Origin of the sequence: Bradyrhizobium icense (assembly GCF_001693385.1) — a bacterium.
GTDB lineage: Bacteria > Pseudomonadota > Alphaproteobacteria > Rhizobiales > Xanthobacteraceae > Bradyrhizobium > Bradyrhizobium icense.
Genome location: NZ_CP016428.1, coordinates 860,244 through 883,730, shown reverse-complemented (window position 1 = coordinate 883,730; position 23,487 = coordinate 860,244). Strand labels below are relative to the sequence as shown.

The 23,487-nt window shown below is 63.7% G+C and carries 18 protein-coding genes and 2 riboswitches; of the genes, 5 read left to right on the top strand and 13 right to left on the bottom strand.

Going from position 1 to position 23,487, the window contains the following annotated elements; genetic code table 11:
• Positions 1 to 53: 53 nt before the first annotated feature.
• Both LMTR13_RS04190 and LMTR13_RS04185 read right to left on the bottom strand, forming a co-directional pair.
• Entirely contained in the window at positions 54 to 326 is a 273-nt protein-coding gene (locus tag LMTR13_RS04190; RefSeq protein WP_057847308.1) for a DUF2312 domain-containing protein, read from the bottom strand.
• Positions 327 to 659: 333 nt separating this feature from the next.
• On the bottom strand, positions 660 to 962 hold the full coding sequence (locus LMTR13_RS04185; RefSeq protein ID WP_065732413.1) for a DUF1244 domain-containing protein: 303 nt from the start codon (positions 960 to 962) through the stop codon (positions 660 to 662).
• Positions 963 to 1,156: 194 nt separating this feature from the next.
• On the opposite strand from LMTR13_RS04185, the gene LMTR13_RS04180 reads away from it, so the two are divergent.
• Both LMTR13_RS04180 and pyk read left to right on the top strand, forming a co-directional pair.
• Positions 1,157 to 1,741, top strand: a complete 585-nt coding sequence (locus LMTR13_RS04180; RefSeq protein ID WP_065726799.1) for a DUF1036 domain-containing protein — start codon at positions 1,157 to 1,159, stop codon at positions 1,739 to 1,741.
• Positions 1,738 to 3,174: a pyruvate kinase gene (pyk, locus tag LMTR13_RS04175; RefSeq protein ID WP_065726798.1), complete on the top strand. Its 1,437-nt coding sequence runs from the start codon at positions 1,738 to 1,740 to the stop codon at positions 3,172 to 3,174. Before LMTR13_RS04180 ends, pyk begins: the two co-directional genes overlap by 4 nt.
• Positions 3,175 to 3,183: 9 nt before the next feature.
• Here the strand turns inward: pyk and LMTR13_RS04170 are convergent, their stop codons facing one another.
• From LMTR13_RS04170 to LMTR13_RS04150, 5 genes are all read right to left on the bottom strand, one after another.
• Positions 3,184 to 3,609 (bottom strand): OsmC family protein, encoded by a 426-nt coding sequence (locus tag LMTR13_RS04170; RefSeq protein ID WP_065732412.1) that lies wholly within the window; start codon positions 3,607 to 3,609, stop codon positions 3,184 to 3,186.
• A gap of 90 nt (positions 3,610 to 3,699) precedes the next feature.
• Positions 3,700 to 4,374, bottom strand: coding sequence for a TetR/AcrR family transcriptional regulator (locus tag LMTR13_RS04165; protein WP_028351322.1), 675 nt, complete (start codon positions 4,372 to 4,374; stop codon positions 3,700 to 3,702).
• 287 nt (positions 4,375 to 4,661) lie between these two features.
• Positions 4,662 to 5,885, bottom strand: a complete 1,224-nt coding sequence (locus LMTR13_RS04160) for a glycosyltransferase family 87 protein (RefSeq protein WP_065732411.1) — start codon at positions 5,883 to 5,885, stop codon at positions 4,662 to 4,664.
• 253 nt (positions 5,886 to 6,138) lie between these two features.
• Positions 6,139 to 7,266 (bottom strand): ribonucleotide-diphosphate reductase subunit beta, encoded by a 1,128-nt coding sequence (locus tag LMTR13_RS04155; RefSeq protein WP_065726797.1) that lies wholly within the window; start codon positions 7,264 to 7,266, stop codon positions 6,139 to 6,141.
• Positions 7,267 to 7,291: 25 nt separating this feature from the next.
• Positions 7,292 to 10,198: a ribonucleoside-diphosphate reductase subunit alpha gene (locus LMTR13_RS04150; protein ID WP_065726796.1), complete on the bottom strand. Its 2,907-nt coding sequence runs from the start codon at positions 10,196 to 10,198 to the stop codon at positions 7,292 to 7,294.
• Between the two features lie 117 nt (positions 10,199 to 10,315).
• Positions 10,316 to 10,535: riboswitch (cobalamin riboswitch) on the bottom strand.
• A gap of 132 nt (positions 10,536 to 10,667) precedes the next feature.
• Positions 10,668 to 10,881: riboswitch (cobalamin riboswitch) on the top strand.
• 107 nt (positions 10,882 to 10,988) lie between these two features.
• Here LMTR13_RS04150 and metE point away from each other — a divergent pair.
• Complete coding sequence (metE, locus tag LMTR13_RS04145; protein WP_065726795.1) at positions 10,989 to 13,346, top strand: 5-methyltetrahydropteroyltriglutamate--homocysteine S-methyltransferase; 2,358 nt, start codon at positions 10,989 to 10,991, stop codon at positions 13,344 to 13,346.
• A 149-nt stretch (positions 13,347 to 13,495) separates the two neighbouring features.
• A complete protein-coding gene (locus LMTR13_RS04140) occupies positions 13,496 to 13,696 on the top strand; it encodes a hypothetical protein (RefSeq protein ID WP_065726794.1) in 201 nt (66 codons plus the stop codon).
• Between the two features lie 90 nt (positions 13,697 to 13,786).
• Here LMTR13_RS04140 and ftsH read toward each other — a convergent pair whose 3' ends face one another.
• The 3 genes from ftsH to ybgF all read right to left on the bottom strand — a co-directional run bounded on the left by ftsH (position 13,787) and on the right by ybgF (position 18,208).
• Positions 13,787 to 15,709: an ATP-dependent zinc metalloprotease FtsH gene (ftsH, locus tag LMTR13_RS04135; protein WP_065726793.1), complete on the bottom strand. Its 1,923-nt coding sequence runs from the start codon at positions 15,707 to 15,709 to the stop codon at positions 13,787 to 13,789.
• A 266-nt stretch (positions 15,710 to 15,975) separates the two neighbouring features.
• The gene (tilS, locus tag LMTR13_RS04130) at positions 15,976 to 17,010 is read right to left on the bottom strand and encodes a tRNA lysidine(34) synthetase TilS (RefSeq protein WP_065726792.1); all 1,035 of its coding nucleotides are present in this window, start codon (positions 17,008 to 17,010) and stop codon (positions 15,976 to 15,978) included.
• A gap of 49 nt (positions 17,011 to 17,059) precedes the next feature.
• Positions 17,060 to 18,208: a tol-pal system protein YbgF gene (ybgF, locus tag LMTR13_RS04125; protein WP_065726791.1), complete on the bottom strand. Its 1,149-nt coding sequence runs from the start codon at positions 18,206 to 18,208 to the stop codon at positions 17,060 to 17,062.
• 70 nt (positions 18,209 to 18,278) lie between these two features.
• On the opposite strand from ybgF, the gene LMTR13_RS04120 reads away from it, so the two are divergent.
• Entirely contained in the window at positions 18,279 to 19,265 is a 987-nt protein-coding gene (locus LMTR13_RS04120; RefSeq protein ID WP_197520997.1) for an alpha/beta fold hydrolase, read from the top strand.
• 48 nt (positions 19,266 to 19,313) lie between these two features.
• On the opposite strand, the gene pal is transcribed toward LMTR13_RS04120, so the two are convergent.
• The 3 genes from pal to LMTR13_RS04105 form a co-directional block, all read right to left on the bottom strand.
• Positions 19,314 to 19,805 (bottom strand): peptidoglycan-associated lipoprotein Pal, encoded by a 492-nt coding sequence (gene pal, locus LMTR13_RS04115; protein WP_057838504.1) that lies wholly within the window; start codon positions 19,803 to 19,805, stop codon positions 19,314 to 19,316.
• Between the two features lie 321 nt (positions 19,806 to 20,126).
• Positions 20,127 to 20,870 (bottom strand): N-acyl amino acid synthase FeeM domain-containing protein, encoded by a 744-nt coding sequence (locus tag LMTR13_RS04110; protein ID WP_065726789.1) that lies wholly within the window; start codon positions 20,868 to 20,870, stop codon positions 20,127 to 20,129.
• A gap of 133 nt (positions 20,871 to 21,003) precedes the next feature.
• Positions 21,004 to 23,334, bottom strand: a complete 2,331-nt coding sequence (locus tag LMTR13_RS04105; RefSeq protein ID WP_065726788.1) for a putative bifunctional diguanylate cyclase/phosphodiesterase — start codon at positions 23,332 to 23,334, stop codon at positions 21,004 to 21,006.
• Between the last annotated feature and the right edge of the window lie 153 nt (positions 23,335 to 23,487).

Below are 23,487 nucleotides of genomic sequence, written 5' to 3'. Positions count from 1 at the left end.
TTATGGGCCCCGGCTCGCGCTCACTTCGTTCGCTTGGCCGAGACGACGGAAACTCAGAGCATCCCGAGCGCCTGCATGTAGGTTTCCAAAATGGTTTCCTGCTCGGCGCGCTCGTTGGCGTCCTGCTTGCGCATCCGCACGATGGTGCGCAGTGCCTTGGTGTCGAAACCGTTGCCTTTGGCTTCGGCATAGACGTCACGGATATCGTCGGAGATCGTCTTCTTCTCTTCTTCCAGACGCTCGATGCGCTCGATGATGGCCTTGAGCTGGTCTTTGGCGAATCTTGTCGCGGGCTCGTCCTGGACGGCGGCGGCGGAGGTGGCCATCGGGTACTCCTGAGTGGAACTGATGGTGATGCTCGAAAGATCAAGCGCCGCACGCGTTACCGCACGGCGCTTTTGCGCAGATGACCCTCAAGATCGGGGGGCCTCGCGTCAAGGCAGCATCGCGCTCATCCACAGCGCGCCCACAGGAGATAGGGCACGCTCTCTCCTCGTCATGGCCGGGCTTGACCCGGCCATCCACGTCTTGCCGAGATGCTGTCAAGACGTGGATGCCGGGGAGCGCAGACAAGTTTACCCGGTCTGCGCGAAACAGACCGCTATGCCCGGGCATGACGGAGAACTTGGTGGCAGATCCCACCAGAGAATAAAAACGGATCAATGCCCGGGATGAACCTTCTTCATCGCCTCGAGCTGCTCGGGCGTGGCCGCGCCCTGATATTTCGCCTTCCACTCCTCATAGGGCATGCCGTAGACCGCCTCGCGGCTCTCGTCCTTGCTGACGGCGACCCCCTTGGCGTCGGCCTCTTCCTTCATCCAGTTGGACAGGCAGTTACGGCAGAAGCCCGCCAGATTCATCAGATCGATGTTCTGGACGTCGGTGCGGGCACGCAGGTGGCCGACCAGGCGCCGGAAAACGGCGGCTTCCAGTTCTGTTCTTGTTTTGTCGTCGATCGTCATGGTCTTGGATCCCGCGTTACATGTGCCGAGCATATTAGGTGGGAATTGTCACAGATTCTGCCACATCTGCGCGCAAATTTGGCAACCTCACAGGGTGTCCCGGTTTCCCATAGCGCGGGAAAGGCGTTCCACGGCCGTTGACAGGCCCCGCCGGGTCACGCGAAATCGTAAATGATTTGATATAGCTTCGCTGCATGATCGGAAAATATTCGCGCTGCTTGTCTCCCCTCCCCGCTCGCGTGACCGCCGCCGGCCTTGCGCCGGTGCTTGCACTGGCGGTTGCGTGTCTGTGGAGCAGTCCAGCGGCGGCCGATTTCCGGCTCTGCAACAACACTTCCAGCCGGGTCGGCATTGCGCTGGGCTACAAGGATGCCGAGGGCTGGACCACCGAGGGCTGGTGGAACGTGTCGTCACGCAGTTGCGAGACATTGCTGCGCGGAACTCTTGTTGCGCGCTACTATTACATCTACGCGCTCGACTATGACCGCGGCGGCGAATGGTCGGGGCAGGCCTTCATGTGTTCGCGTGATAAGGAATTCACCATCAAGGGTACCGAGAACTGCCTGGCGCGCGGCTACGACCGCACCGGGTTCTTCGAGGTCGACACAGGCGAACAGCGAGCGTGGACCGTGCAACTGACAGAAGCCAACGAGCAGCCCGCGCAGCGCGTGCCGGGCATTCCAGGCACAATGGGACCGGGCGGCCCGGGCGGGGTTCCCGGCCTGTCCAATCCGCCGGGCGGACCGGGTCTGCCGCCAGCCCCGGCGCCCAAGCCATGAGACGGCTTCGTCGAATCAAGATTCTCGCAACTCTCGGCCCGGCATCGTCAGACAGCGCGATGATCCGGAAGCTGTTCGAGGCGGGTGCGGACGTGTTCCGCATCAATATGAGCCACACGCCGCACGACAAGATGCGCGAGCTGGTCAATACCATCCGCAATGTCGAGAGCAGCTACGGCCGTCCGATCGGCATCCTCGTCGATTTGCAGGGACCGAAGCTGCGGCTCGGCGCGTTCGCCGAAGGTTCGACCCAGCTCAAGAACGGCCAGAGCTTTGTGCTCGATTCCGACAAAGCGCCGGGCGACAACAACCGCGTGCAGTTGCCGCATCCGGAAATCCTCGCAGCACTTCGGCCGGGCCATGCGCTGCTGCTCGACGACGGCAAGGTGCGCCTGATCGCCGAGGAGACCTCGTCCGAACGCGCGGTAACGCGCGTGGTGATCGGCGGCAAGATGTCGGACCGCAAGGGCGTCAGCCTGCCCGATACCGACTTGCCGGTGTCGGCGATGACGCCGAAGGATCGCGCCGATCTCGAAGCAGCCCTGGTGACCGGAGTCGACTGGATTGCGCTCTCCTTCGTGCAGCGCGCCGAGGACGTCCATGAAGCCAAGCGGATGATCCGCGGCCGCGCCGCTGTCATGGCCAAGATCGAAAAGCCGCAGGCGATCGACCGGCTCGCCGAGATCATCGATGCTTCCGACGCGCTGATGGTGGCGCGCGGCGACCTCGGCGTCGAACTGCCGCTGGAGCGGGTGCCGAGCCTGCAGAAGCAGATGACGCGAATGGCGCGCCGCGCCGGCAAGCCGGTGGTGATTGCGACGCAGATGCTGGAATCGATGATCCAGGCGCCGGTGCCGACGCGCGCCGAAGTCTCCGACGTTGCGACCGCCGTCTATGAAGGCGCCGACGCCATCATGCTGTCGGCGGAGTCCGCGGCCGGCAAATTCCCGGTCGAAGCGGTCTCGACCATGAACCGGATCGGCGAAGAGGTGGAGCGCGATCCGACCTATCGCTCGGTGCTGTCGGCGCAGCGGGCCGAACCGGAGAATACGGTCGGCGACGCCATCGCGGACGCCGCGCGGCAGATCGCCGAGACGCTGGAATTATCCGCGATCATCTGCTGGACCTCGTCGGGCTCCACGGCGATCCGGGTAGCCCGCGAGCGGCCGAAGCTGCCGGTGGTGGCGATCACGCCGAACCTTGCGACCGGCCGCAAATTGTCGGTCGTCTGGGGCGTGCATTGCGTGGTGGCGGAAGATGCGCACGACCAGGACGACATGGTCGATCGCGCCGGCTCGATCGCGTTTCGCGACGGCTTCGCCAACGCAGGCCAGCGCGTGATCATCGTCGCCGGCGTGCCGCTTCGCATCCCCGGCACCACCAACATGGTGCGCATCGCCACTGTCGGTGGGGAAGGCAAGCCCGATAGTTGACGGCGCCAATTACTGCAGCGTCGCGTCCAGCGTGATCTTTGTGTTCAGCAGTTTCGACACCGGACATCCGGTCTTCGCTTTGCCGGCCAGTTCCTCGAATGTCGCCTTGTCAGCGCCGGGGACTTTGGCATTCAGCATCAGATGAATCGAGGTGATGGCAAAACCATCGCCCTGCTTTTCAAGCGTGACGTCGGCCTTGGTCTCCATGTGCTCGGCGGTGAGCTTGGCTTCGCCCAAAATCAGCGACAGCGCCATGGTGAAGCAGGCGGCATGCGCCGCGCCGATCAGCTCTTCCGGATTGGAGCCGGCTTTGCCCTCGAAGCGGCTGGAAAAGCCGTAGGGATAATCATTCAGCGCGCCGCTTTGGGTCGAGATCGCGCCCTTGCCGTCCTTGATGCCGCCCTGCCATTTGGCGGACCCTGATGTCGTCGTCATCGCATGCTCCTGATCGCGGGTTGGATCGTCGATAAGCCGCAGCGTGGCAAATGGTTGCGACAAAGACGTGTCGCAAAGGGAGGGAAGTTTCTAGGCCCCGACCAGCGCCTTTGCCGGCAGCACGGCCTGCACCACGAGGCCGCGGGCACGGGCATCCATGACGCCGACGGCGCGCAGCGCCAATAGTGTGACCGTCTGCACGGCATCGCGCAGCTTCGCCGGATCATCCAGATTCTCCGGCGCCAACGGGCCGACCAGCGATTCATGCAGCGCGCCGAGCAGCGCGGTGGCGGCGAGCGCGGTATCCTGCGCCGGCAGATGGCCGGCACGCACCGCGGCCTCAATTCTGGCAGCGATCTCGCCCGAGATTTCGCGGCGGCTGGCAAGGCGCGACACCGAGACGTCGACATCGACAGGTTCGGCCAGAATGCCCCAGGCGAGCTTGCGTTGCGACAGCACATGAACGGCAACCGTGGTGACGGCGGCGGCGAGCGCCGAGGACGGTCCCGGCGCCGCATCCGCCGCGCGGCGGATCGCGGCCAGTTCGTCCCGCGACACCTCGGCGATCAGTTCGGAAATCAGTTCGGCCTTGGAGGGGAAGTAACGATAGACGGTGCCGGCCGCGACATTGGCGCGGACCGCGACCGGGGCGATCTGCACCGCCGCCATGCCGCCTTCGGCCGCAGCATCCCGCGCCGCCGCCAGGATGGCGCTACGCCGCGCCGCCAGCCGCTTTACGACCTGATGGGTTCGCCGATAGACCATGGCGCGTTTTCCGTCCCCGGCGCGCCCTCGAGCCCCGGGGAGCCTGCCGGAACGCGCACACCTTCAATGTCTTGAGCGATAGGAGAGCTCATCGCTTTGAAGAAGTGAACAACTATTCACGGCTGATGACAAGACGGTTTTGCGACACTGATGACGAAGCCGCTACCGATGCACTTGCCAGCGACACCGCACCCTTGACGGCTGCTGCATACGGGCGGCGTTCATCAGATGGCGAGCGGTAATTTCACGCCAGGGCGCATAATACCGCGACTATCAACTTCCACCGTTCACGCGCTTGCCGAGACGAGTTTTGGCACCGGCTCATGCCGCCACCAGGGACCGGCGCGGCGCAGGACCAGACCGCCCACGATCAGCGTGGCGCCGAGACCCGTCGGCGTGCCCGTAAGCATGTAGCAAACGATGAGGGCGACGACGATGCCGAGCGCCGGAAGCTCGTAAGAACGAAAGCCGGTCTGCAGTCCGATGCGGACCAGGAAGCCTATCGGGATCGCCAGCACCATCATGTCGTACATAAAGAGATAGGGCGTGGTCAGCAGCGCACCGGCGGCGAGGCTAGCGGCCTTCAACGTATAGGGTACGCGGCTTCGCCACATCAGCGCGAGCACCACGGCAACGGAGGCGGTGAGGACCCACTGGAATGCCCAACCGAGCGGCTCGCTGCCGCCGAGGTAACGTACCAGCGAGAAGATGCTCTGCATCTTCCACCATGGGGCCTGGCCTTCGGTCAGGAACGCCTGCGAGAATCTCGGCATCCAGTGGAAGAAGGCCAGCCAGCTCTCGATGCCGAAGGCGAGCCAGGAAGCGGTGGCCAGCACGACCGCCGTTACGCCGGCGCTGATGAATACGCGCCAATGCCCGGCTGCGATCAGCACGATCGGAAACAGCAGCCCGTATTGCGGCTTGTACGTCAAAAGCCCGAGACAGATGCCCGCCAGTACCGGCCGTATCGGAATCAGATAGAGCGTGCCGCCGATCAGCGCCGCGGTCAGGAAGCCGTTCTGCCCCACCAGCGCATTGATGAACGCCATCGGAATGGCGAGCGCGAGCAGATAGCCGAAGTTGCGGCCGACGATCGCGCGCATCGCGACAAGAAAGGGCAGGAAGCTGACTACGACCCAGCCGATAAATGCGACCTGATAAGGAAGCTGCGCCAGCAAGGATGCGACGAACAGGAATGGCGGCGGATAGTGCCAGGCAAAATAGCCGACAAAACCCTGGCCAAGTTTTGCGACCTCGACCTGCTTCTGGATGTCCCAGTCATAGGCCTGAGCCGGGACACCATCGAGCACCAGGCGGCCGGCCGCCCAGACGTTGATGAAGTCGGTCGGGATGCCGAGGCCGTCAGCATTGTAAACCCACCAGTGTGAGAAATACGCCGACAGGCAAAGGGTCACGTTCGCAACCGCCAGCACAAGGCACGCCTTCACGAGCCACGCCGGAATCGGGGCTGGTTCGCGTGCGGTCTCGAGGGTGGAAAGAGAGGCGGTCATGTGCAGTCCTTGCCTGGGCGCGCCCTGTCCGAAAGCGCGCACCCCTTAAAGCAATAGGCCGGACTGAATTGAGGAAATCTTAAGTTCTAGCGCCGTACCGGCGGTTTTTCCGGTCGTCCCTGCGAACGCACGGACCCATAACCACCGATGCCGATTGTGGACAGTAGGCGTCTTCCGTCGTGCCTTATCAATAAATCACGCGGTATAGGTCCCCGCGTTCGCGGGGACGACTTGTTGGGAGAGCATGGCCTCCCTACTCCCAGCTCAGCGCACCGCCGTTCTGATACTCGATCACCCGTGTCTCGAAGAAATTCTTCTCCTTCTTCAGGTCCATCGCTTCCGACATCCAGGGAAACGGATTCTCGGTCTCGTCGAACACCCGCTGCAGCCCAAGCTGCGCGCAGCGGCGGTTGGCGATGAAGTGCATGTAGCTCTCGCACAGCGCCGCATTCAGCCCGAGAAACCCGCGCGGCATGGTGTCTCGCCCGTAGGCCGCTTCCAGTTCGGCCGCCTCGCGCACCATGGCGCGGACTTCGTCCTGAAACGCCTTCGTCCACAGATGCGGATTCTCGATCTTGATCTGGTTGATGACGTCGATACCGAAATTCAGGTGAATGGACTCATCGCGCAGGATGTACTGGTACTGCTCGGCAATGCCGACCATCTTGTTGCGCCGGCCGAGCGAGAGGATCTGCGCGAAGCCCGTATAGAACCACATACCCTCGAAGATGACGTAGAAGGCGACGAGATCGCGCAGGAACGCCTGGTCGGCCTCCGGCGTCCCGGTCTTAAAATCGGGATCGTCGAGATGCTGCGTGTGCTTCAGCGCCCAGGCTGCCTTGTCAGTGATCGACGGTACCTCGCGGTACATGTTGAACAGCTCGCCCTCGTCGAGCCCCAGGCTCTCGACGATGTACTGAAAGGTATGGGTGTGCACGGCTTCCTCGAAGGACTGCCGCAGCAGATATTGCCGGCACTCCGGATTGGTCAGATGGCGGTAGATCGCCAGCACGATGTTGTTGGCGACCAGGCTTTCGGACGCCGCGAAGAAGCCGAGGTTGCGCTTGATGGCGCGGCGCTCGTCTTCCGTCAGCCCGTCACGCGATTTCCATAGCGCGATGTCGGCCTGCATCGACACTTCTGTCGGCATCCAGTGATTGTTGCAGCCGGCGAGATATTTCTCCCAGGCCCATTTGTATTTCAGCGGGAGCAATTGATTGACGTCGGCGCGGCAGTTGATCATCCGCTTGTCGTCGACGGACACGCGTCCGCCACGACGATCGATCGTGCCAAGGCCGGTCTGTTCGGCCACGGCAACGGGGTGCGTTACGAGAGGCGGCGTCTGACGCGCGGGCGCAGATGGTTCTGACCAGTCGAGCATTGTCGTTTCCTTTTGTTCTTGCTGCTTACTGGCAGGCTTCGCATTCGGGATTGTCGATCGAGCACGCCACCGCACCGGTTAAATCCGGCGCGGTGGCGGCCGGCGCGACGATGATCGGGGCTGGAGCCATCATCGTCACGGACGCGACGCTGTTGAGCTTGCCGTCGGTCCCCCGGAGCGTGGACTTTTCGACATGCGTCGCACTGCGCGAGCGCAGGTAATAGGTCGTCTTCAATCCGCGCGCCCACGCCAGCCGATACAGCGCGTCGAGCTTCTTGCCGCTAGGGTTGGCGATATAGAGGTTGAGTGATTGCGACTGGTCGATCCATTTCTGCCGCCGCGACGCCGCTTCGATCAACCAAGCGCTGTCGATCTCGAAGGCGGTCGCATAGAGCGCCTTGAGGTCATCGGGAATCCGATCGATGGCCCCGAGGCTGCCGTCGAAGTATTTGAGGTCGTTGACCATCACCTCGTCCCACAGCCCGCGCGCCTTGAGGTCACGAACGAGAAATTCGTTCACCACGGTGAAGTCGCCGGACATGTTGGATTTGACGTAGAGGTTCTGGTAGGCGGGCTCGATCGACTGCGCGACGCCGCAGATGTTGGAAATCGTCGCGGTCGGCGCGATCGCCATCACGTTCGAATTGCGCATGCCGATCGATCTAACGCGGTCGCGCAAGGTATCCCAGTCGAGCGTCATGCCGCGGTCCATCGCGAGACCGCCGCGCGCTTCCGCCAGCAGTTCGATCGAATCGATCGGCAAGATGCCGCGGCTCCACAGCGAGCCGTCAAACGACGGATAACGCCCGCGCTCGGCAGCCAGATCGACGGAAGCCGAGATGGCGTAGTAGGAAATCATCTCCATGCTGGTATCGGCGAACGTCACCGCCGCATCGGAAGCCATCGCGATCCGCATCGCCTGCAGCGCATCCTGGAATCCCATCAGCCCGAGACCGACCGGGCGGTGCCGCAGGTTCGAACGGCGCGCTTCGGGAATGGTGTAGAAATTGATGTCGATGACGTTGTCGAGCATGCGCATTGCCGTCGTCACACTGCGTTGCAGCCGCGTCTCGTCCAGCCGGCCTTGGCGCACATGGTGGAGCAGGTTGATCGAGCCGAGATTGCAGACGGCGGTTTCCTCGTCGGAGGTATTGAGCGTGATTTCCGTGCAGAGATTCGAGGAATGAATCACGCCGGCATGGCGCTGCGGCGAGCGCAGATTGCAGGGATCCTTGAACGTGATCCAGGGATGCCCGGTCTCGAACAGCATGGTCAGCATCCTGCGCCAGAGATCCGTGGCGCGGATCTGCTTGAACACGCGGATCTCACCCCGCGCCGCCTTTGCTTTGTAAGCCGCGTAACGCTCGGCGAACGCCTTGCCGTAAAGGTCATGCAGGTCGGGCGTCTCGTCCGGCGAGAACAGCGTCCATTCGCCATCGGCCTCGACGCGCTGCATGAACAGGTCCGGCACCCAGTTTGCGGTGTTCATGTCATGGGTGCGGCGGCGGTCGTCGCCGGTGTTCTTGCGCAGGTCCAAAAATTCCTCGATGTCGATGTGCCAGGTTTCGAGATAGGCGCAGACCGCGCCCTTGCGCTTGCCGCCCTGGTTGACGGCGATGGCGGTGTCGTTGGCGACTTTCAGAAACGGAACCACGCCCTGGCTTTCGCCATTGGTGCCCTTGATGTGGGCGCCGAGCCCGCGCACGCGGGTCCAGTCGTTGCCGAGGCCGCCGGAATATTTTGCCAGCAGCGCATTGTCCTTGACCGACTTGAAGATGCCGTCGAGATCGTCGGCGATGGTGGTGAGGAAGCAGGACGATAATTGCGGCCGCAGCGTGCCGGAATTGAACAGCGTCGGGGTCGAGGCCATGAAGTCGAACGACGACAGCAAATCGTAGAACTCGATCGCGCGTGTCTCACGGTCGATCTCGCGGACGGCGAGCCCCATCGCGACGCGCATGAAGAACGCCTGCGGCAGTTCGATGCGGTTGCCGTGCGCATGCAGGAAATAGCGATCGTACAGCGTCTGCAGCCCCAGGAACTGGAACGCCAGGTCGCGTTCCGGCTTCAGCGCCGCGGCAAGCTTGTTCAGGTCGAAGCGCGCCAGATCGGGATCGAGCAGTTCCGCCTTGACGCCGGCCTTGATGTAGGCCGGGAAATATTCGCCGTAGCGTGCGGCCATCTCGGCCTGCGACGCGCTGGTCGGCGTATCGTGCACGAAGGACAACACCTCGGTGCGCAGCTTGTCGAGCAAAAGCCGCGCGCTGACATAGGCGTAGTTCGGCTCCTGCTCCACCAGCGTCCGCGCGGCCATCACCGACGCCAGCGCCAGTTCGTCCTCGCTGATGCCGTCATAGAGATTGCGCTGCGTCTCGGCGAGCACCGCCATGGCGCCGACGCCCTCAAGGCCAGTGCAGGCTTCTTCGATGATCAGCGTCAGCCGCGCAATATCGAGCGGGACCTGCACGCCGCTGGCCAGCGTGACACGCAGCGAAGGCTCGCCCGACGGCTGGGTGGCCTTGGCCGCCCCCTGTCCTGCCCGCTGGCGCGTGCGTTCCTCGCGATAGAGCACATAGGCGCGCGCGACCTTGTGATGCTCGCTGCGCATCAACGCCAGTTCGACCTGGTCCTGCACGTCCTCGATATGAAAGGTGCGGCCCTCGCTCATCCGGCGCGACAGCGCGCCGACGACTTCGGCGGTCAGTAGCTCGACGATTTCATGCACGCGGCGGGAGGCGGCGGCGCCATGCCCCTCGACCGCGAGGAACGCCTTGGTCATCGCGACCGAAATCTTGCTCGCGTCGAATTTCGAAATCGTGCCGTTGCGGCGGATCACCTGCATTGGCGGCTGCGCTCCCGATGCGGCGAGCGATTCGGGGCGCAGTTGGATGAATGGAGCGGCGCTGGCTTCGCGATCGAGAGAGAGTGACATCAAGAGACCCCGTGATGGTGTTGGGGCCGGATGTCATGAGGACGCTACAGCTTTTAGCCCACGCGAAAACGCGGGGCATGAATCTGCAAGCGCCGCCGGGACACCCCGCCCGTGGACGTTTTCTTCGGTGTCGCGGCAGGTCTCCTGGCTTGCAGGTCGCCGTTGTCCCCGTGTCTTCCCAATGCGATGCCGCATCAGTGACGTAAGATTCGGGAGCAACTCACTGCTTACAGTTGCGGGGGCAGCGCCGGATTTTCGCGGCTTTCGCGCGATACACCGGCTTCCCTCTTAGCCACCATGTGTTGGGCCATGGCGGACCGTGACGGCTATATCTCGTGTTATTCGCATCCGGCTGTCAATGGGGCGAGCGGGCGATGTGCAAGAATTTCAACGACGGAACCCCGGGGCTGTGAACAACGATGACAACGCGCCGGTGATGTCGCCGAGTTGACGCGCCTGCCGCGTTGCCGATAAGTGGACCTGTCGTGGTTCTTCGGGAGACGTTCTTCCGAAGCTAAGAGGGAAGCCGGTGCGGCCGAAAAGCCAAAGCCGGAGCTGCCCCCGCAACTGTAAGCGGCGAGCCGCTGTCCAACAAAGTCACTGAGACCTCACGAGGTTTCGGGAAGGCCGGACAGCAGCATTGACCCGCGAGCCAGGAGACCTGCCTCGACAACATACACGTCCTCGGGCGGGGTGTCCCGGTGGTGCGGTTGCGATTCCGCGCGCGTTGCCGTAGCGGAATCCAGACGTGTCACTTCGGCCTTTGCCCCCAACTTTTGGGGTTAAGCCAATGTCTACTTCCACCATCTCCACTTCTTCACTTCCGGTTGCCTCCCTCGGCACGCCGCGCATCGGTCCGCGCCGCGAGCTGAAATTCGCGCTGGAGAGTTTCTGGTCGGGCGCGTCAGACGAGAAGGCGCTGATCGAGACCGGCGTCGGGCTTCGCGCCGCCAACTGGGCGCGCCAGAAAAAGTTCGGCGTCAACGTGATCCCGTCGAACGATTTCTCGTTCTACGACCAGATGCTCGACACGTCCGTGATGGTTGGTGCGATTCCGGAAATCTATCGCTGGAACGGCGGCCCGGTCCCGCTCGCGACATATTTTGCAATGGCCCGCGGCGCGCAAGGCAAGGCACATGAGGCGAGCTGCAGCCACGCCCATCACGGGCAGGACGCCGCGCACGGCGTGCCGGCGCTGGAAATGACAAAATGGTTCGACACCAATTACCACTTCATGGTGCCCGAACTGGCGAAGGATCAGCAGTTCACCCTCGCCTCGCGCAAGCCGATCGAGGAATACGAGGAAGCGAAAGCGCTGGGCTATCAGACCCGCCCCGTGCTGGTCGGCCCCGTCACGTTTCTCAAACTCGCCAAGAGCAAGGATGCCGGTTTCAATCCGCTGTCCCTGCTTGATCGCTTGCTGCCGGTCTACATCGAGGTGCTGCGCGAACTTGCCTACCGCGGCGCGGAATGGGTTCAGATCGACGAGCCGTGTCTCGTGCTCGACCTCGATATCGTCGCCCAGCAGGCGCTGCATTATGCCTATGCGGAGATCGCGAGCGCAGTGCCGCAGCTCAAGGTCATGCTGGCGACCTATTTTGGCGGGCTGGGCGCCAACCGCGATACCGCGCTGTCCCTTCCCGTTGCCGGCCTGCATCTCGACCTCGTGCGCGCGCCAGAACAGATCGACGAGCTTACCGGCTTTCCTGATGACCGCGTGCTGTCGCTCGGCCTCATCGATGGTCGTAACATCTGGCGCGCGGATTTGAGCCGGCTTCTCGACCGGCTCGAGCCCGTGATTGCCGAGCTTGGCAAGCATCGCGTGCAGATCGCCCCCTCCTGTTCGCTACTGCATGTCCCGATCGATCTGGCTCTGGAGACCGGGCTCGATCCCGAAATCAAGAGCTGGCTGGCGTTTTCGGTGCAGAAGCTCGAGGAGCTGACCGCCCTCGGAACGGCGCTTTCCGATGGCCGAGCAGCGGCCGAGGCCAGCCTGAAGGCATCGGATCAGGCGGCGACCTCCCGCAAGACTTCGCCGCGCATTCACGACGCGAAGGTGGCGGCACGCGTTGCCGGCATCGATGAGCCGATGCGCTTCCGCGCCAGCATCTTCGCTGAACGCGCCACCGTTCAGCGCGAGCGCTTCAACCTGCCGGCGTTCCCGACCACGACCATCGGCTCGTTCCCGCAAACCACTGATGTCAGGAACGCCCGATCCGCTCACGCCAGGGGCGCCCTGACGGACGAAGCCTATAAGCTCTATCTGCAGAATCAGACGGCCCGCACGGTGCGCTGGCAGGAAAATATCGGACTGGACGTGCTCGTGCATGGCGAGTTCGAGCGCAATGACATGGTGCAGTATTTCGGCGAACAGCTCGCAGGCTTCGCTTTCACCGCGCACGGCTGGGTGCAGTCCTACGGATCGCGCTACGTTCGCCCTCCGGTCTTGTTCGGCGACGTGTCGCGGCCGAAGCCGATGACGGTCGAGTGGTGGCAGTACGCCCAGTCGCTGACGAAAAAGCCGATGAAGGCGATGCTCACGGGCCCCGTCACCATCCTGAACTGGTCGTTCGTCCGCGACGACATTCCGCGCAGCGAGGCCTGCCGGCAGATCGCGCTTGCGATCCGCGACGAGGTCGCTGATCTCGAAGCGGCCGGCGCCGGCATGATCCAGATCGACGAGGCGGCGCTGCGGGAAGGCCTGCCGCTGCGCAAATCCGAATGGAAGGTTTATCTCGATTGGGCCGTCGACGCCTTCCGCCTCTGTTCGTCCGGCGTGCGCGACGAGACGCAGATCCACACTCACATGTGCTACTCGGAGTTCAACGACATCATCGGCGCGATCGGCGCAATGGACGCCGACGTGATCTCGATCGAGACCTCGCGTTCGAAGATGGAACTGCTCGATGTCTTCAGGGATTACCGATACCCGAACGAAATCGGTCCCGGAGTCTACGACATCCATTCGCCGCGCGTTCCCGAGATCGGCGAGATGACCGCCCTGCTGAAGCTGGCGCGGATGCGGCTATCCGATACCCAGATCTGGATCAATCCGGATTGCGGACTGAAAACGCGCAAATGGGAAGAGGTCCGCCCCGCGCTCGCCAACATGGTCGCCGCGGCCCGCGAATTGCGGGCATCGGCTTAGTTAGCGCGACGTGCTGCGTAGGGTGGGCAAAGGCGCGCTTCGCGCCGTGCCCACCATTTCTCCGGGATCTTCGACGTGAATGGTGGGCACGCTTCGCTTTGCCCACCCTACAGCTTTATGATCACCGCGGCAGATCGAAGGAGACCGCCATGCGCTTCTGGATTCAATGCACGAGGTTCGAGACGGGGCAGCCCATCCATATCAACATCGCGCTCGTCGGCAACATGTCGCGCGATGGCGAGCGCACCGTGCTCGCCTTTGTCGGCGGCGACGGGCAAAAGATCGAAGTGGTCGAGACGCCGGAACATATTCTGACTGTACACCTCGGGGCGCCGGCCGCGGCGCCATGACTGTTCGAACGTCAATCCCGGTCTGCGACAAGCATAAAAAAACGCGGCGTCGCCGCCGCGTTTTTTATTCAGAAGACAGCCCCGCGGCTCTTACGCCTGCGGCTGCGGCTCCAGACCCGGGTCCGGATCGGGACGCGGGCGCGGCTTGCCGGCGGGTGGCACGGCAGAGGCGCGCGGCGCGCTCGGCTCCAAGACCGACTCGCGGTTGGGCTTCTTGCCCTTCAAGAGATCGATGATCTCATCGCCGCTCAGCGTTTCGAACTCGAGCAGGCCTTTGGCCAGCATCTCGAGATCCTCGCGCTTCTCGGTGAGGATCTTGGTGGCCTCGTTGTAGCCTTCCTCGACCAGCCGCTTGATCTCCTTGTCGATCTTCTGGACGGTCGCTTCCGACGCGTTTTGTGTGCGCGACACCGACATGCCCAAAAACACTTCGTCCTGGTTTTCGCCATAGGACACTGTGCCGAGCTCTTCCGACAGACCCCAGCGCGTCACCATCATGCGCGCCAGACGCGTCGCCTGCTCGATGTCGGAAGCCGCGCCCGAGGTAACCTTCTCGCGGCCGAAGATCAGTTCTTCCGCGACGCGGCCGCCCATCATGATCGCAAGCCGCGAGGTCATCTGCTCGAGCGACATCGACAACTTGTCGCGCTCGGGGAGCTGCATCACCATGCCGAGCGCACGGCCGCGCGGGATGATCGTCGCCTTGTGGATCGGATCGGTCGCGACAACGTTGAGCCCGACGATGGCGTGGCCGCCCTCGTGATAGGCCGTCAAGAGCTTCTCTTCCTCGGTCATGACGAGCGACTTGCGCTCGGCGCCCATCATCACCTTGTCCTTGGCTTCCTCGAACTCGGCCTGGGTCACCATGCGCTTGTTGCGCCGGGCAGCCGTCAGCGCCGCCTCGTTGACGAGGTTCATCAGATCGGCGCCGGAGAAGCCCGGGGTGCCGCGCGCGATGGTCTTGAGGTTGATATCGGGCGCCAAGGGCACCTTGCGGACGTGAACCTTGAGGATCTGCTCGCGGCCAACGACGTCCGGGTTCGGCACCACGACCTGACGGTCGAAGCGGCCGGGACGCAGCAGCGCGGGATCGAGCACGTCAGGCCGGTTGGTCGCGGCGATCAGGATCACGCCTTCATTGGCTTCGAAACCGTCCATCTCAACCAGCAACTGGTTGAGGGTCTGTTCGCGCTCGTCGTTGCCGCCGCCCAAGCCGGCGCCGCGATGACGGCCGACCGCGTCGATTTCGTCGATGAAGATGATGCAGGGCGCGTTCTTCTTGGCCTGCTCGAACATGTCACGGACGCGAGAAGCGCCGACGCCGACGAACATTTCGACGAAGTCGGAGCCCGAGATCGTGAAGAACGGCACGTTGGCTTCGCCCGCGACCGCACGCGCGATCAGGGTCTTGCCGGTGCCGGGAGGGCCGACCAGGAGCACGCCGCGCGGAATCCGTCCGCCGAGGCGCTGGAATTTTCCGGGATCGCGCAGGAATTCGACGATCTCCTGCAGGTCCTGCTTGGCTTCGTCGACGCCGGCAACGTCCTCGAAGGTGACGCGGCCGTGCGCTTCGGTCAGCATCTTGGCGCGCGACTTGCCAAAGCCCATCGCCTTGCCGGCGCCGCCCTGCATCTGCCGGGACAGGAAGATCCACACGCCGATCAGCGCGATGAAGGGGAGCCAGGAGACCAGCAGCGAGACGAACCACGGCACGTTGTCGCCGGGGGGCTTGGCGGTGATCGAGACCTTGCCGTCATAGAGGCGCTTCACCAGCGTCGGGTCGTTCGGCGCATAGGTCTGGAACGAGGATCCGTTCGTGAAGGTGCCGTGGATTTCAGGCCCCTGGATCACGACGTCACGCACGCGGTTCTGATCGACCTCGCTCAATAGCTGCGAAAACGTGATGTCCTGCGAGGACGTGCGCTGACCCGGATTCTGGAAAAGCGTGAACAATGCCAACAGCAGCAAGACAATGATGACCCAGAGGGCGAAGTTGCGCAGATTGGCGTTCATTGATCTTCCTTCGTGGTCGCGCGGATCGCGGCCTTATGTCCTTGCTAGTAACCCTAGAATATTCCTTGGGTAGTGAGGCGAGAATCCCCGGTCCACTAAACCCAATCTAGGTGGCGCCCGGGTCAATGCCAAGGGAACCACACGGGACTATTTAACGCATCTTAACGCGATTCCCGGTCAAAAAATGGCGCAAAAGCCAGGGTTTTTCCGGGGTGGTTAAGGCTCTCCGTCCCGATATCGCAGATGCTGGGATATAGGAACGCTTCTCACGCCCGGCTACCCCGTCGCGGCGGCGCTGCATCGACATAAATTCGGCCTTCGGCCAGGCTGATCGCGGCCCCGGCAAGCGTCTGTTTCAGTCTTGTCTGCTTTTGGCCGTTCGCAATGGCGTTGTCCAGTACCGCCAGCAGCGCCTCGACCTTGCCGAGTTCCGCAGGCCCTTCGTGACCGGCCCGGTCGATCGCGCGCTTGAGCAGCCGAAGCCGGATTTCCTCGGGCAGACCGGCAAACGCTTCGGCGTCGAACCCGAAGCGCGAGGCATCGTCGCGGTCTCTCACGGCGAGGTAACGCTCGGCGCCATCGGCCAGCACTTCAATCGCTGCATTGGCCCGTGCCAACCTTGAAGCCAGCCGCGCCAGATTTCGGCTGTCGCCGCCCTCCTCGGCCAGAACAGGCATCAACGCACGCAGCCGCGGCCGAGTGAAGCTCATATCGCGATTGGTGGGATCGTCGGCAAAGGCGATCTTCGCCTTGCTCAGCGTCGCGACGAGCCGGGACTTCGGGGTGTCCAGCAGCGGCCGCGCCAGCCACACGCCGTCGCGCTCGGTCTCGCGCGCCATTGCCGCGAGACCGGCGATGCCGCTGCCGCGCAGCATCCGCATCAACAGTGTCTCGGCCTGATCGTCGCGGGTATGCGCGGTGAGGACGTGTGTTGCGCCGCTGGCCCGCGCAGCTTGCGCCAGCAAGTGGTAGCGCGCCTCCCGCGCTGCGGCCGGCAAGCCGGTCTTCGGCTTGGTGCCGGTCCACCGCAGCGTCCGATGGGGCAGATCGAGCGAGCGCGCGAGACGCTTGACTTCGCGCGCCTCGCGCGCGGCCTCCGGCCGCAAGCCGTGGTCGACGGTAACGGCGATCAACCGCGGTCCGCGCGAGAGCGCACGGCGCCATCGCGTGGCAAGCCACATCAGGGCAAGCGAGTCGGGACCGCCGGACACCGCCAGCACGAGCGCGGGCGCGGCCTTCCAGTGCGCGAACAGCTCCTTCGCTTGCTGTACCGAGATCGGCGCGTGGTCATCGTCAGGCATGTCATCGCCAGTCCATTCGAGACCGATGGCGGCCCCGACCGGCTTGTGCTTAGCACTTAACCCGCTTTTGCTCACGATCGACGGCGGCTTTGACGCCGGCAGATGCGCGCGGATATTTCCGCGTCACCTCGCCGAGCGCCGCGCAGGCGGCTTCCTTTTCCTTCAGCGCCGCCAGCGACTGGCCGAGCCGCAAGAGCGCGTCCGGCGCCTTGGCCGACTTGTCGAACTTGGTGGTTACGCCGAGGAACGCTTCGGCGGCGTCGCGATATTGCTGCCGCTGAAAATGGCTTTCGCCGAGCCAGTATTGCGCATCCCCAATCAGCGGATCGCTCGGATACTTCTGCGCAAAGTTCTTCATGGTCTCTTCGGCCAGCGCATAATCCTTGCGCTGCATGTAGCCGATGCCGAGATCGAATTCGTCCTTCGGCGTGGCCGAGGGCGGCAACGGGGTCAGCGCGGCGCTGGCGCCGGGCCCCGGGCCGCGCTGTGGCGGTGCGGCTGCAGCGGGCGGCGGCAAGGCGCCACCGGGATCGCGCGGACCGCCGAGATTGAGCGGCTCACCGGGTCCGCGTCCGCCGGGCGCGCCGACCGAAGCTTCATTTCCGATCGGCAATTGGCCGCCGCCGAGTGCACGCGGCGCACCGGGAGCGTTGGGATTCTGGCTGGGGTCGAACGCATCGCCACGCCGCCGATTGCCAACCGCCGGGGCTGCCGGCTCCTGCACGATGGGCGCTGGCGAAGCGATCTGCGGCTGCCGGTCATAGCCGGGCTGCGCCTGCGGGTAGCCCTGCGGCTGGCGAGCCCCCTGCTGCGGATAGGCTTGTTGCGGATAGGCCTGTTGCCGCTGCGGCGCGCCGGGCTGAACTGGAGGGGGCGCTGCAGCCACGCCGGGCTGCGCAACCTGGGCCAGGCCACCCGGCGCCGGCGGCGCGGCACCGAGCTGGCGCAGCCGCTCCTCGAGCTGGCGATTGCGGTACTGCAGTTCCTCGTTCTGGCCGGTCAGTTGCCGGAGCTGGTTTTCCAGCCGCTGGATCCGCATCTCCAGATCGGCGTCGTCGGACTGCGCCTGGACTTGCGGAGAGCCTTGCGGGGAACGCTCCCACGGGAACGTGATCTGTGCGACCGAGGGCTGCACAGACAAAGCCAGCATCGCGGCAATCGCCGCGGCGCCGGCAGCATTGAGGAATCTGGATGACATCTTGCCCTGACGACGAAATCCCGTGTCAAACGAAAGCAGAACACATTGAGAGAGGGAGTACGCCAGAATTGTGACTGGCATTTCCGAATCGGTTCGCTGCATCCCGGTATGGTTTAGTATCCCCTCCAAGACAAGCCGCCCGATGCGGCCGGACCGTTCACAAATCGAGGGAGACCCGCCGATGCACGTGTCCGTGAACGGGGTGCGGCTGTTCTTCGACGTCGAGGGCACGAAATTCGTCCCCGACGGCCCCATGATGCGGGAAAAGCCAGTGCTCTTGATGCTGCATGGCGGTCCTGGCGCCGACCACTCGATCTACCGGCCCGCCTACTCCGCCCTGTCTGACATCGCCCAGATCGTCTACCTCGACCACCGCGGCAACGGCCGCAGCGAGGACGGCCCGCGCGAGCGCTGGACCCTGGCGCAGTGGGGCGACGACGTGCACGCATTCTGCGAGGCCCTTGGCATCGTCGATCCGATCGTCTTGGGCGCCTCGTTCGGCGGCACGGTCGCATTAAGCTATGCGACGCGTCATCCGGATCACCCTTCGCGATTGATCCTCATCAGCACGGAGGCTGCCGGCGGTTCCTATCGGGAACGTCGCGTCGCGCTGTTCGAGCGCTTCGGCGGGCCGGAAGCCGGTGCGCTGGCACGCCGCCGGTTTTTGCAACCTGAGCTGCCTTGGGATGAGGCGGCGCGGGTGGCCTGGCTGCGCCTCGCTTTGCCCGCCTATACGCGCCGGCCGCGCGATCCGAACATGGCGCGCCGCGCGGTCAATCGCCCTGCGGTGGGGCTGCACTGGTTCGCCAGACCTGGCGGCGAGAGCGACGCGTTCGACATGTTCCCGGACCTTGGCCGCGTCCGCTGCCCAACACTCGTGCTCGGCGGCGAGGACGATCCGATGCACCCGATCGAGAGCCAGGCGGATATCGCCGCCGCCCTGCCCGCGCATCTCGTGCAGTTCGAACGGTTTGCGGATTGCGGACACGGCGTGATGCAGGACGCGCCGGAGCGCGCCATGGCCGTGATCCGCGATTTCATCGCCCGCCCAAAATAAAACCGGCGCCCGAGGGCGCCGGCTTTGAAATGCTGCAAGGTCGAATCGTCAGGCGCCGGCGTTCAGCACCGTGACGGCGCGGCGGTTCTGCGACCAGCAGGAGATGTCGTTACAGACCGCCACCGGGCGCTCCTTGCCGTAGGAGATCGTGCGCATGCGATTCGGGTCGATACCGCGCGACGCGAGATAGCTGCGCACCGACTGGGCGCGCCGTGCGCCGAGTGCAATGTTGTATTCGCGGGTGCCGCGCTCGTCGGCATGGCCTTCGATGGTGAAGGAATAGCGGTTGTAGGTCTGCAGCCACTGCGCCTGCTTCTCCAGCGTGGCGATCGCCTGCGGGCTCAGATCGGTCTGGTCGCTCTCGAAGAACACGCGGTCGCCGACATTGACCACGAAGTCCTGCTGGCTACCCGGGGTTGCCGCGCTGGCCATCGCGCCATCGGCGCCGACGTTGTTCTTGGCGCAGGCGCCCATCGACAGCGCCACAGCGACCACAGCCGCCAGCTTCCATCCCTGGAGGATACGCATCTGGTATTTCATTCCGGAGCCTCCAACGCTCACGTTTTTCGACTGTTATCCGGTCTACAGGTCGATGGTTAAGCGAACGTTCCGTCAACCTTGATGGAACCTTGCCAGACCCGATCAAATGCCGACAAACCGTGAAAAGCGACCGCGATAGTTAATGATTTGTAAATGTGGCGCGAGGGTGAAGGCAAGTGCGCACAGGGCCGAAATCACCCAAAATGAGCGCGGGCGTGGGGAAGAAGCAACGGCCGCAGACGATTATCGGGGGCTTTGCGAGGAGAATACCCCGGCGCGCTGGCCGACTGGCCAGGTCTGGACCCCTGGCGATTCGGCCGCTCAGGAATTCGAGACGATCGAGGCGCGCTCGAAGGAGCTGACAGCCCCGCGCGAGGAAGTGTGACGTTCGCCGGAGCGCTGGAATAGCGTCCGCCGCTCGAACGCGCTGGAGCGCATGAACGGGAAGCGCTGGAATACCCGCTCGCGGATCTCGCGATAGTTGGCCGCCATCAGGCCGACCGGCTTGATGAGGCCGGGAAACAGTTTCGGCTCGCCCAGCGGTTCCTGCAGGAACACCTTGCGATAGAAGGCGCGGTGCTCGGGGCGAACGTTGGCAAGCCCGATATCGGCGTTGAAATGGCCGCAGGCGACGTAACCAAGCCGCACGGTCACGTATGGTAGTTCTGGAAATACGCGGGCCTTGTCGGGATCGGCCACAAACCGCGTGGGGTCGATGATGATTTTGCCGCGATCGAGCTCAGGGTGCAGAAGATCGGCGAACATTTCCGACGACGGCGACCCGCGCCACTCGCCGCAGAGCACGCTGATACGGATCGAGCTGTAGAGCTCGTCGCGATAGTAGACGCCGAAGGTGAAATTGTTCGGCTCGTCATCGTAGCGATCGGTAACGCGCTTGGACTCCGAGGGCAGGATCGCGCCCTCGCGCAGGTAAGCCCGGTATCTCAGACGATAGATCTCGTCCTTCTCTTCAGGAGTCTCGGCGAGACGGTAATCTACGAATTCGAGGGGGTGGTCCGGGCTGCGCTCAGGAAATAACGCGGTTACTTTGGCGGCGGCTCTCATTCATTACTCCCGGCACCGCCATACAAATACCAAACAACTTCCGCGGGCACGGCAAAAGATTAACATCTTCTTAACGGCCGTGCAAAGGGATCACAATCTTAGGGTTAAGAGCCGCTCCGTATTTTCACGGAGTTTATGCGATGGACCGAGAGGCGACGGACACCAGATGTCCGTCCGGCGGGCGGCGGCCGTGCGAGGCATTCAGAAGTTGGCGAACCCGCACCGCGGGCACCGGCGGGCTGAACAGATAGCCCTGCGCCTCGGTTACCGCGCCGTCGGCGCTGATCAGCTCGAGCTGCTCGTTGGTCTCGACTCCCTCCACCACGACGGACATTCCAAGGTCGGCCGACAGCCGCGCCACGCCGCGGAGCAGCGTCAGCGGACGGTCGCTGTCGATCCCCTCCAGGAAGGACCGGTCGATCTTCACCTTCTGCAAGGGGAAGTTGTGCAGGTAGCTGAGGCTCGAATAGCCGGTGCCGAAGTCGTCGAGCGAGATCCGCACGCCGAGCGAATGTAATTGCGACAGCACGTCGTGCGTCAACTGCGTGTTACGCAGCAGCGAGGATTCGGTGATCTCGATTTCGAGCCGGTTCGCCGGCAGGCCGGAGACCTCGAGCGCGTAGCGTACTTCGCTCAGCACGTCGCGTTGATGAAATTGCTGCGGCGAGAAGTTGACGGCGACGCTGACGCCTTCCGGCCACTTCATGCATTCCATGCAGGCCTTGCGCAAAATCCAGCGGCCGAGATCGACGATCAGGCCCATGTCCTCGGCGATTGGAATGATGTCGGTCGGCGACACCGTGCCGCGGACCGGATGATTCCAGCGTATCAGCGCCTCGCAGGTCGATATCCGTCCCGACTTGAGATTGACCAGCGGCTGGAAGAACAGCTCGAACTCCTCATTGGCCAGCGCCTTGCGCAAATCCAGCTCGAGGATGCGGCGGGATTCGACGACCTGCGCCATCTCGTCCCGGAAGAAGCAGAAGGTGCCGCGGCCGTCGGCCTTGGCGCGGTACAGCGCCATGTCGGCGTTCTTGAGCAGCGTGTCGGCGCTGACGCCGCGCGAGGTCATGGCGATGCCGACGCTCGCGCCGATCTCGACCAGATGATTGTCGATCTTGTAACGCTCGCTGAGACGATCGACGATGCGCCGGGCAAGACCCGCGGCGTCCTCGGCCGAATGGATGTTCTGCTGGAACACCACGAATTCGTCGCCGCCGAAGCGTGCCACGAAGTCCTCGGGACGCAGCATCTCGCGCAGCCGTTCGCTCACCGCACACAGCAACTGGTCGCCGCAGGGGTGGCCGAGCGTGTCGTTGACCTGCTTGAACTGGTCGAGGTCGATGAACAGTAGCGCCGACAATTGTTCGGCGCCCTGCTGGACCGCCAGAAGATGTCCGATCTCGTCGCGGAAATTGACGCGGTTGGGCAGTTCGGTGAGCTCGTCGTAGCGCGCCAGATGGCTGATCCTGGCTTCAGCATCCTTGCGCTCGGTGATGTCCTCCACCAGCATGACGGTGCCGCCGTCGGCCATCGGCTGGAACGTCCACGACAGCGACCGGTTCTTATAGAAGTCCGGATCGGTGGTGATGATGTCGCTGGCGCGCGAGTGCTCGATTTCCTGCAGGATGAGCGTGGCGCTGGCATCCGAGATCGTGCCGGCCGCAACGCAGGCCGTGCAGATATCCGCAGCATCAGCGCCGCGCTGCACGAAGTCGTCGGACAGCTTCATCATCTTGCTGAAGCGGTGATTCATGACCGCCAGGCGGCCATCGGCGCGAAACATCGCGAGGCCATGCGGCATGTTGTTCAGCGCCGTGTCGAACTGATTGGCAAGCGCCGCCTCGCGCTCGCGCGCAATCAGGGCGCGGACGAACATTTTCTGCAGGCTGGTGGAGATGTGCTTCAGGGAGAAGAAGAACAATATGTTCAGTAGCGCCATGCCGACGTAGAACGGGCTGCCGTCGACGGCCAGCGCGAATGTCAGCGGTCCGATGGCCAGCAGCATCTGCACGTGGAAGATCCAGGGCCGGCCGTAGGTGCGGCCGCCGCCGGCCGCCACGTAGCAGAGCGTGACGGAGGTCGCGATCATGTGGGCGACCGCATCGTCGCTGCCCATCACCGCAACCAGGCACCACAGCCCGAGCGCTGCCGCGTAGAGCATCGCGCCGAACTGGTAGCGTACTTCCCAGCGCGCGGCGCCGTCGACCGTCAGGTTGTCACGACCCTTCCGATACTGAGCGGTGTCGAGCGCGCGCAGCGCACCGGTGATGACGAGCAGCGCGACGCATGGCCACAGCAGCTCATTGCCGGTCTTCAGCGCCGTCATGAGCGCGGCGACGGCGGCGCACAGCGCACCCGCGAACATCGGACCAGGATCGGTGAACAGCGAATCGATCAGCGCCGCGTGAATCGACGGCGACATCTTCTGATCGGATTCTCCGCTCTGGTTCGCGAGCTGCATCTTGGGGCACACACGTCCTGTTAGGGTACGTAGTTCTACCCTTCCCAGATGAAGCCTTTCTGAGGGAACATCGTTACCGAGACGTTGCTTTTGCCCGGCACACAGAAGAATTTGCCCGAAAAATCAGCAGGGTAGGCAATGTTTGCCGATTGA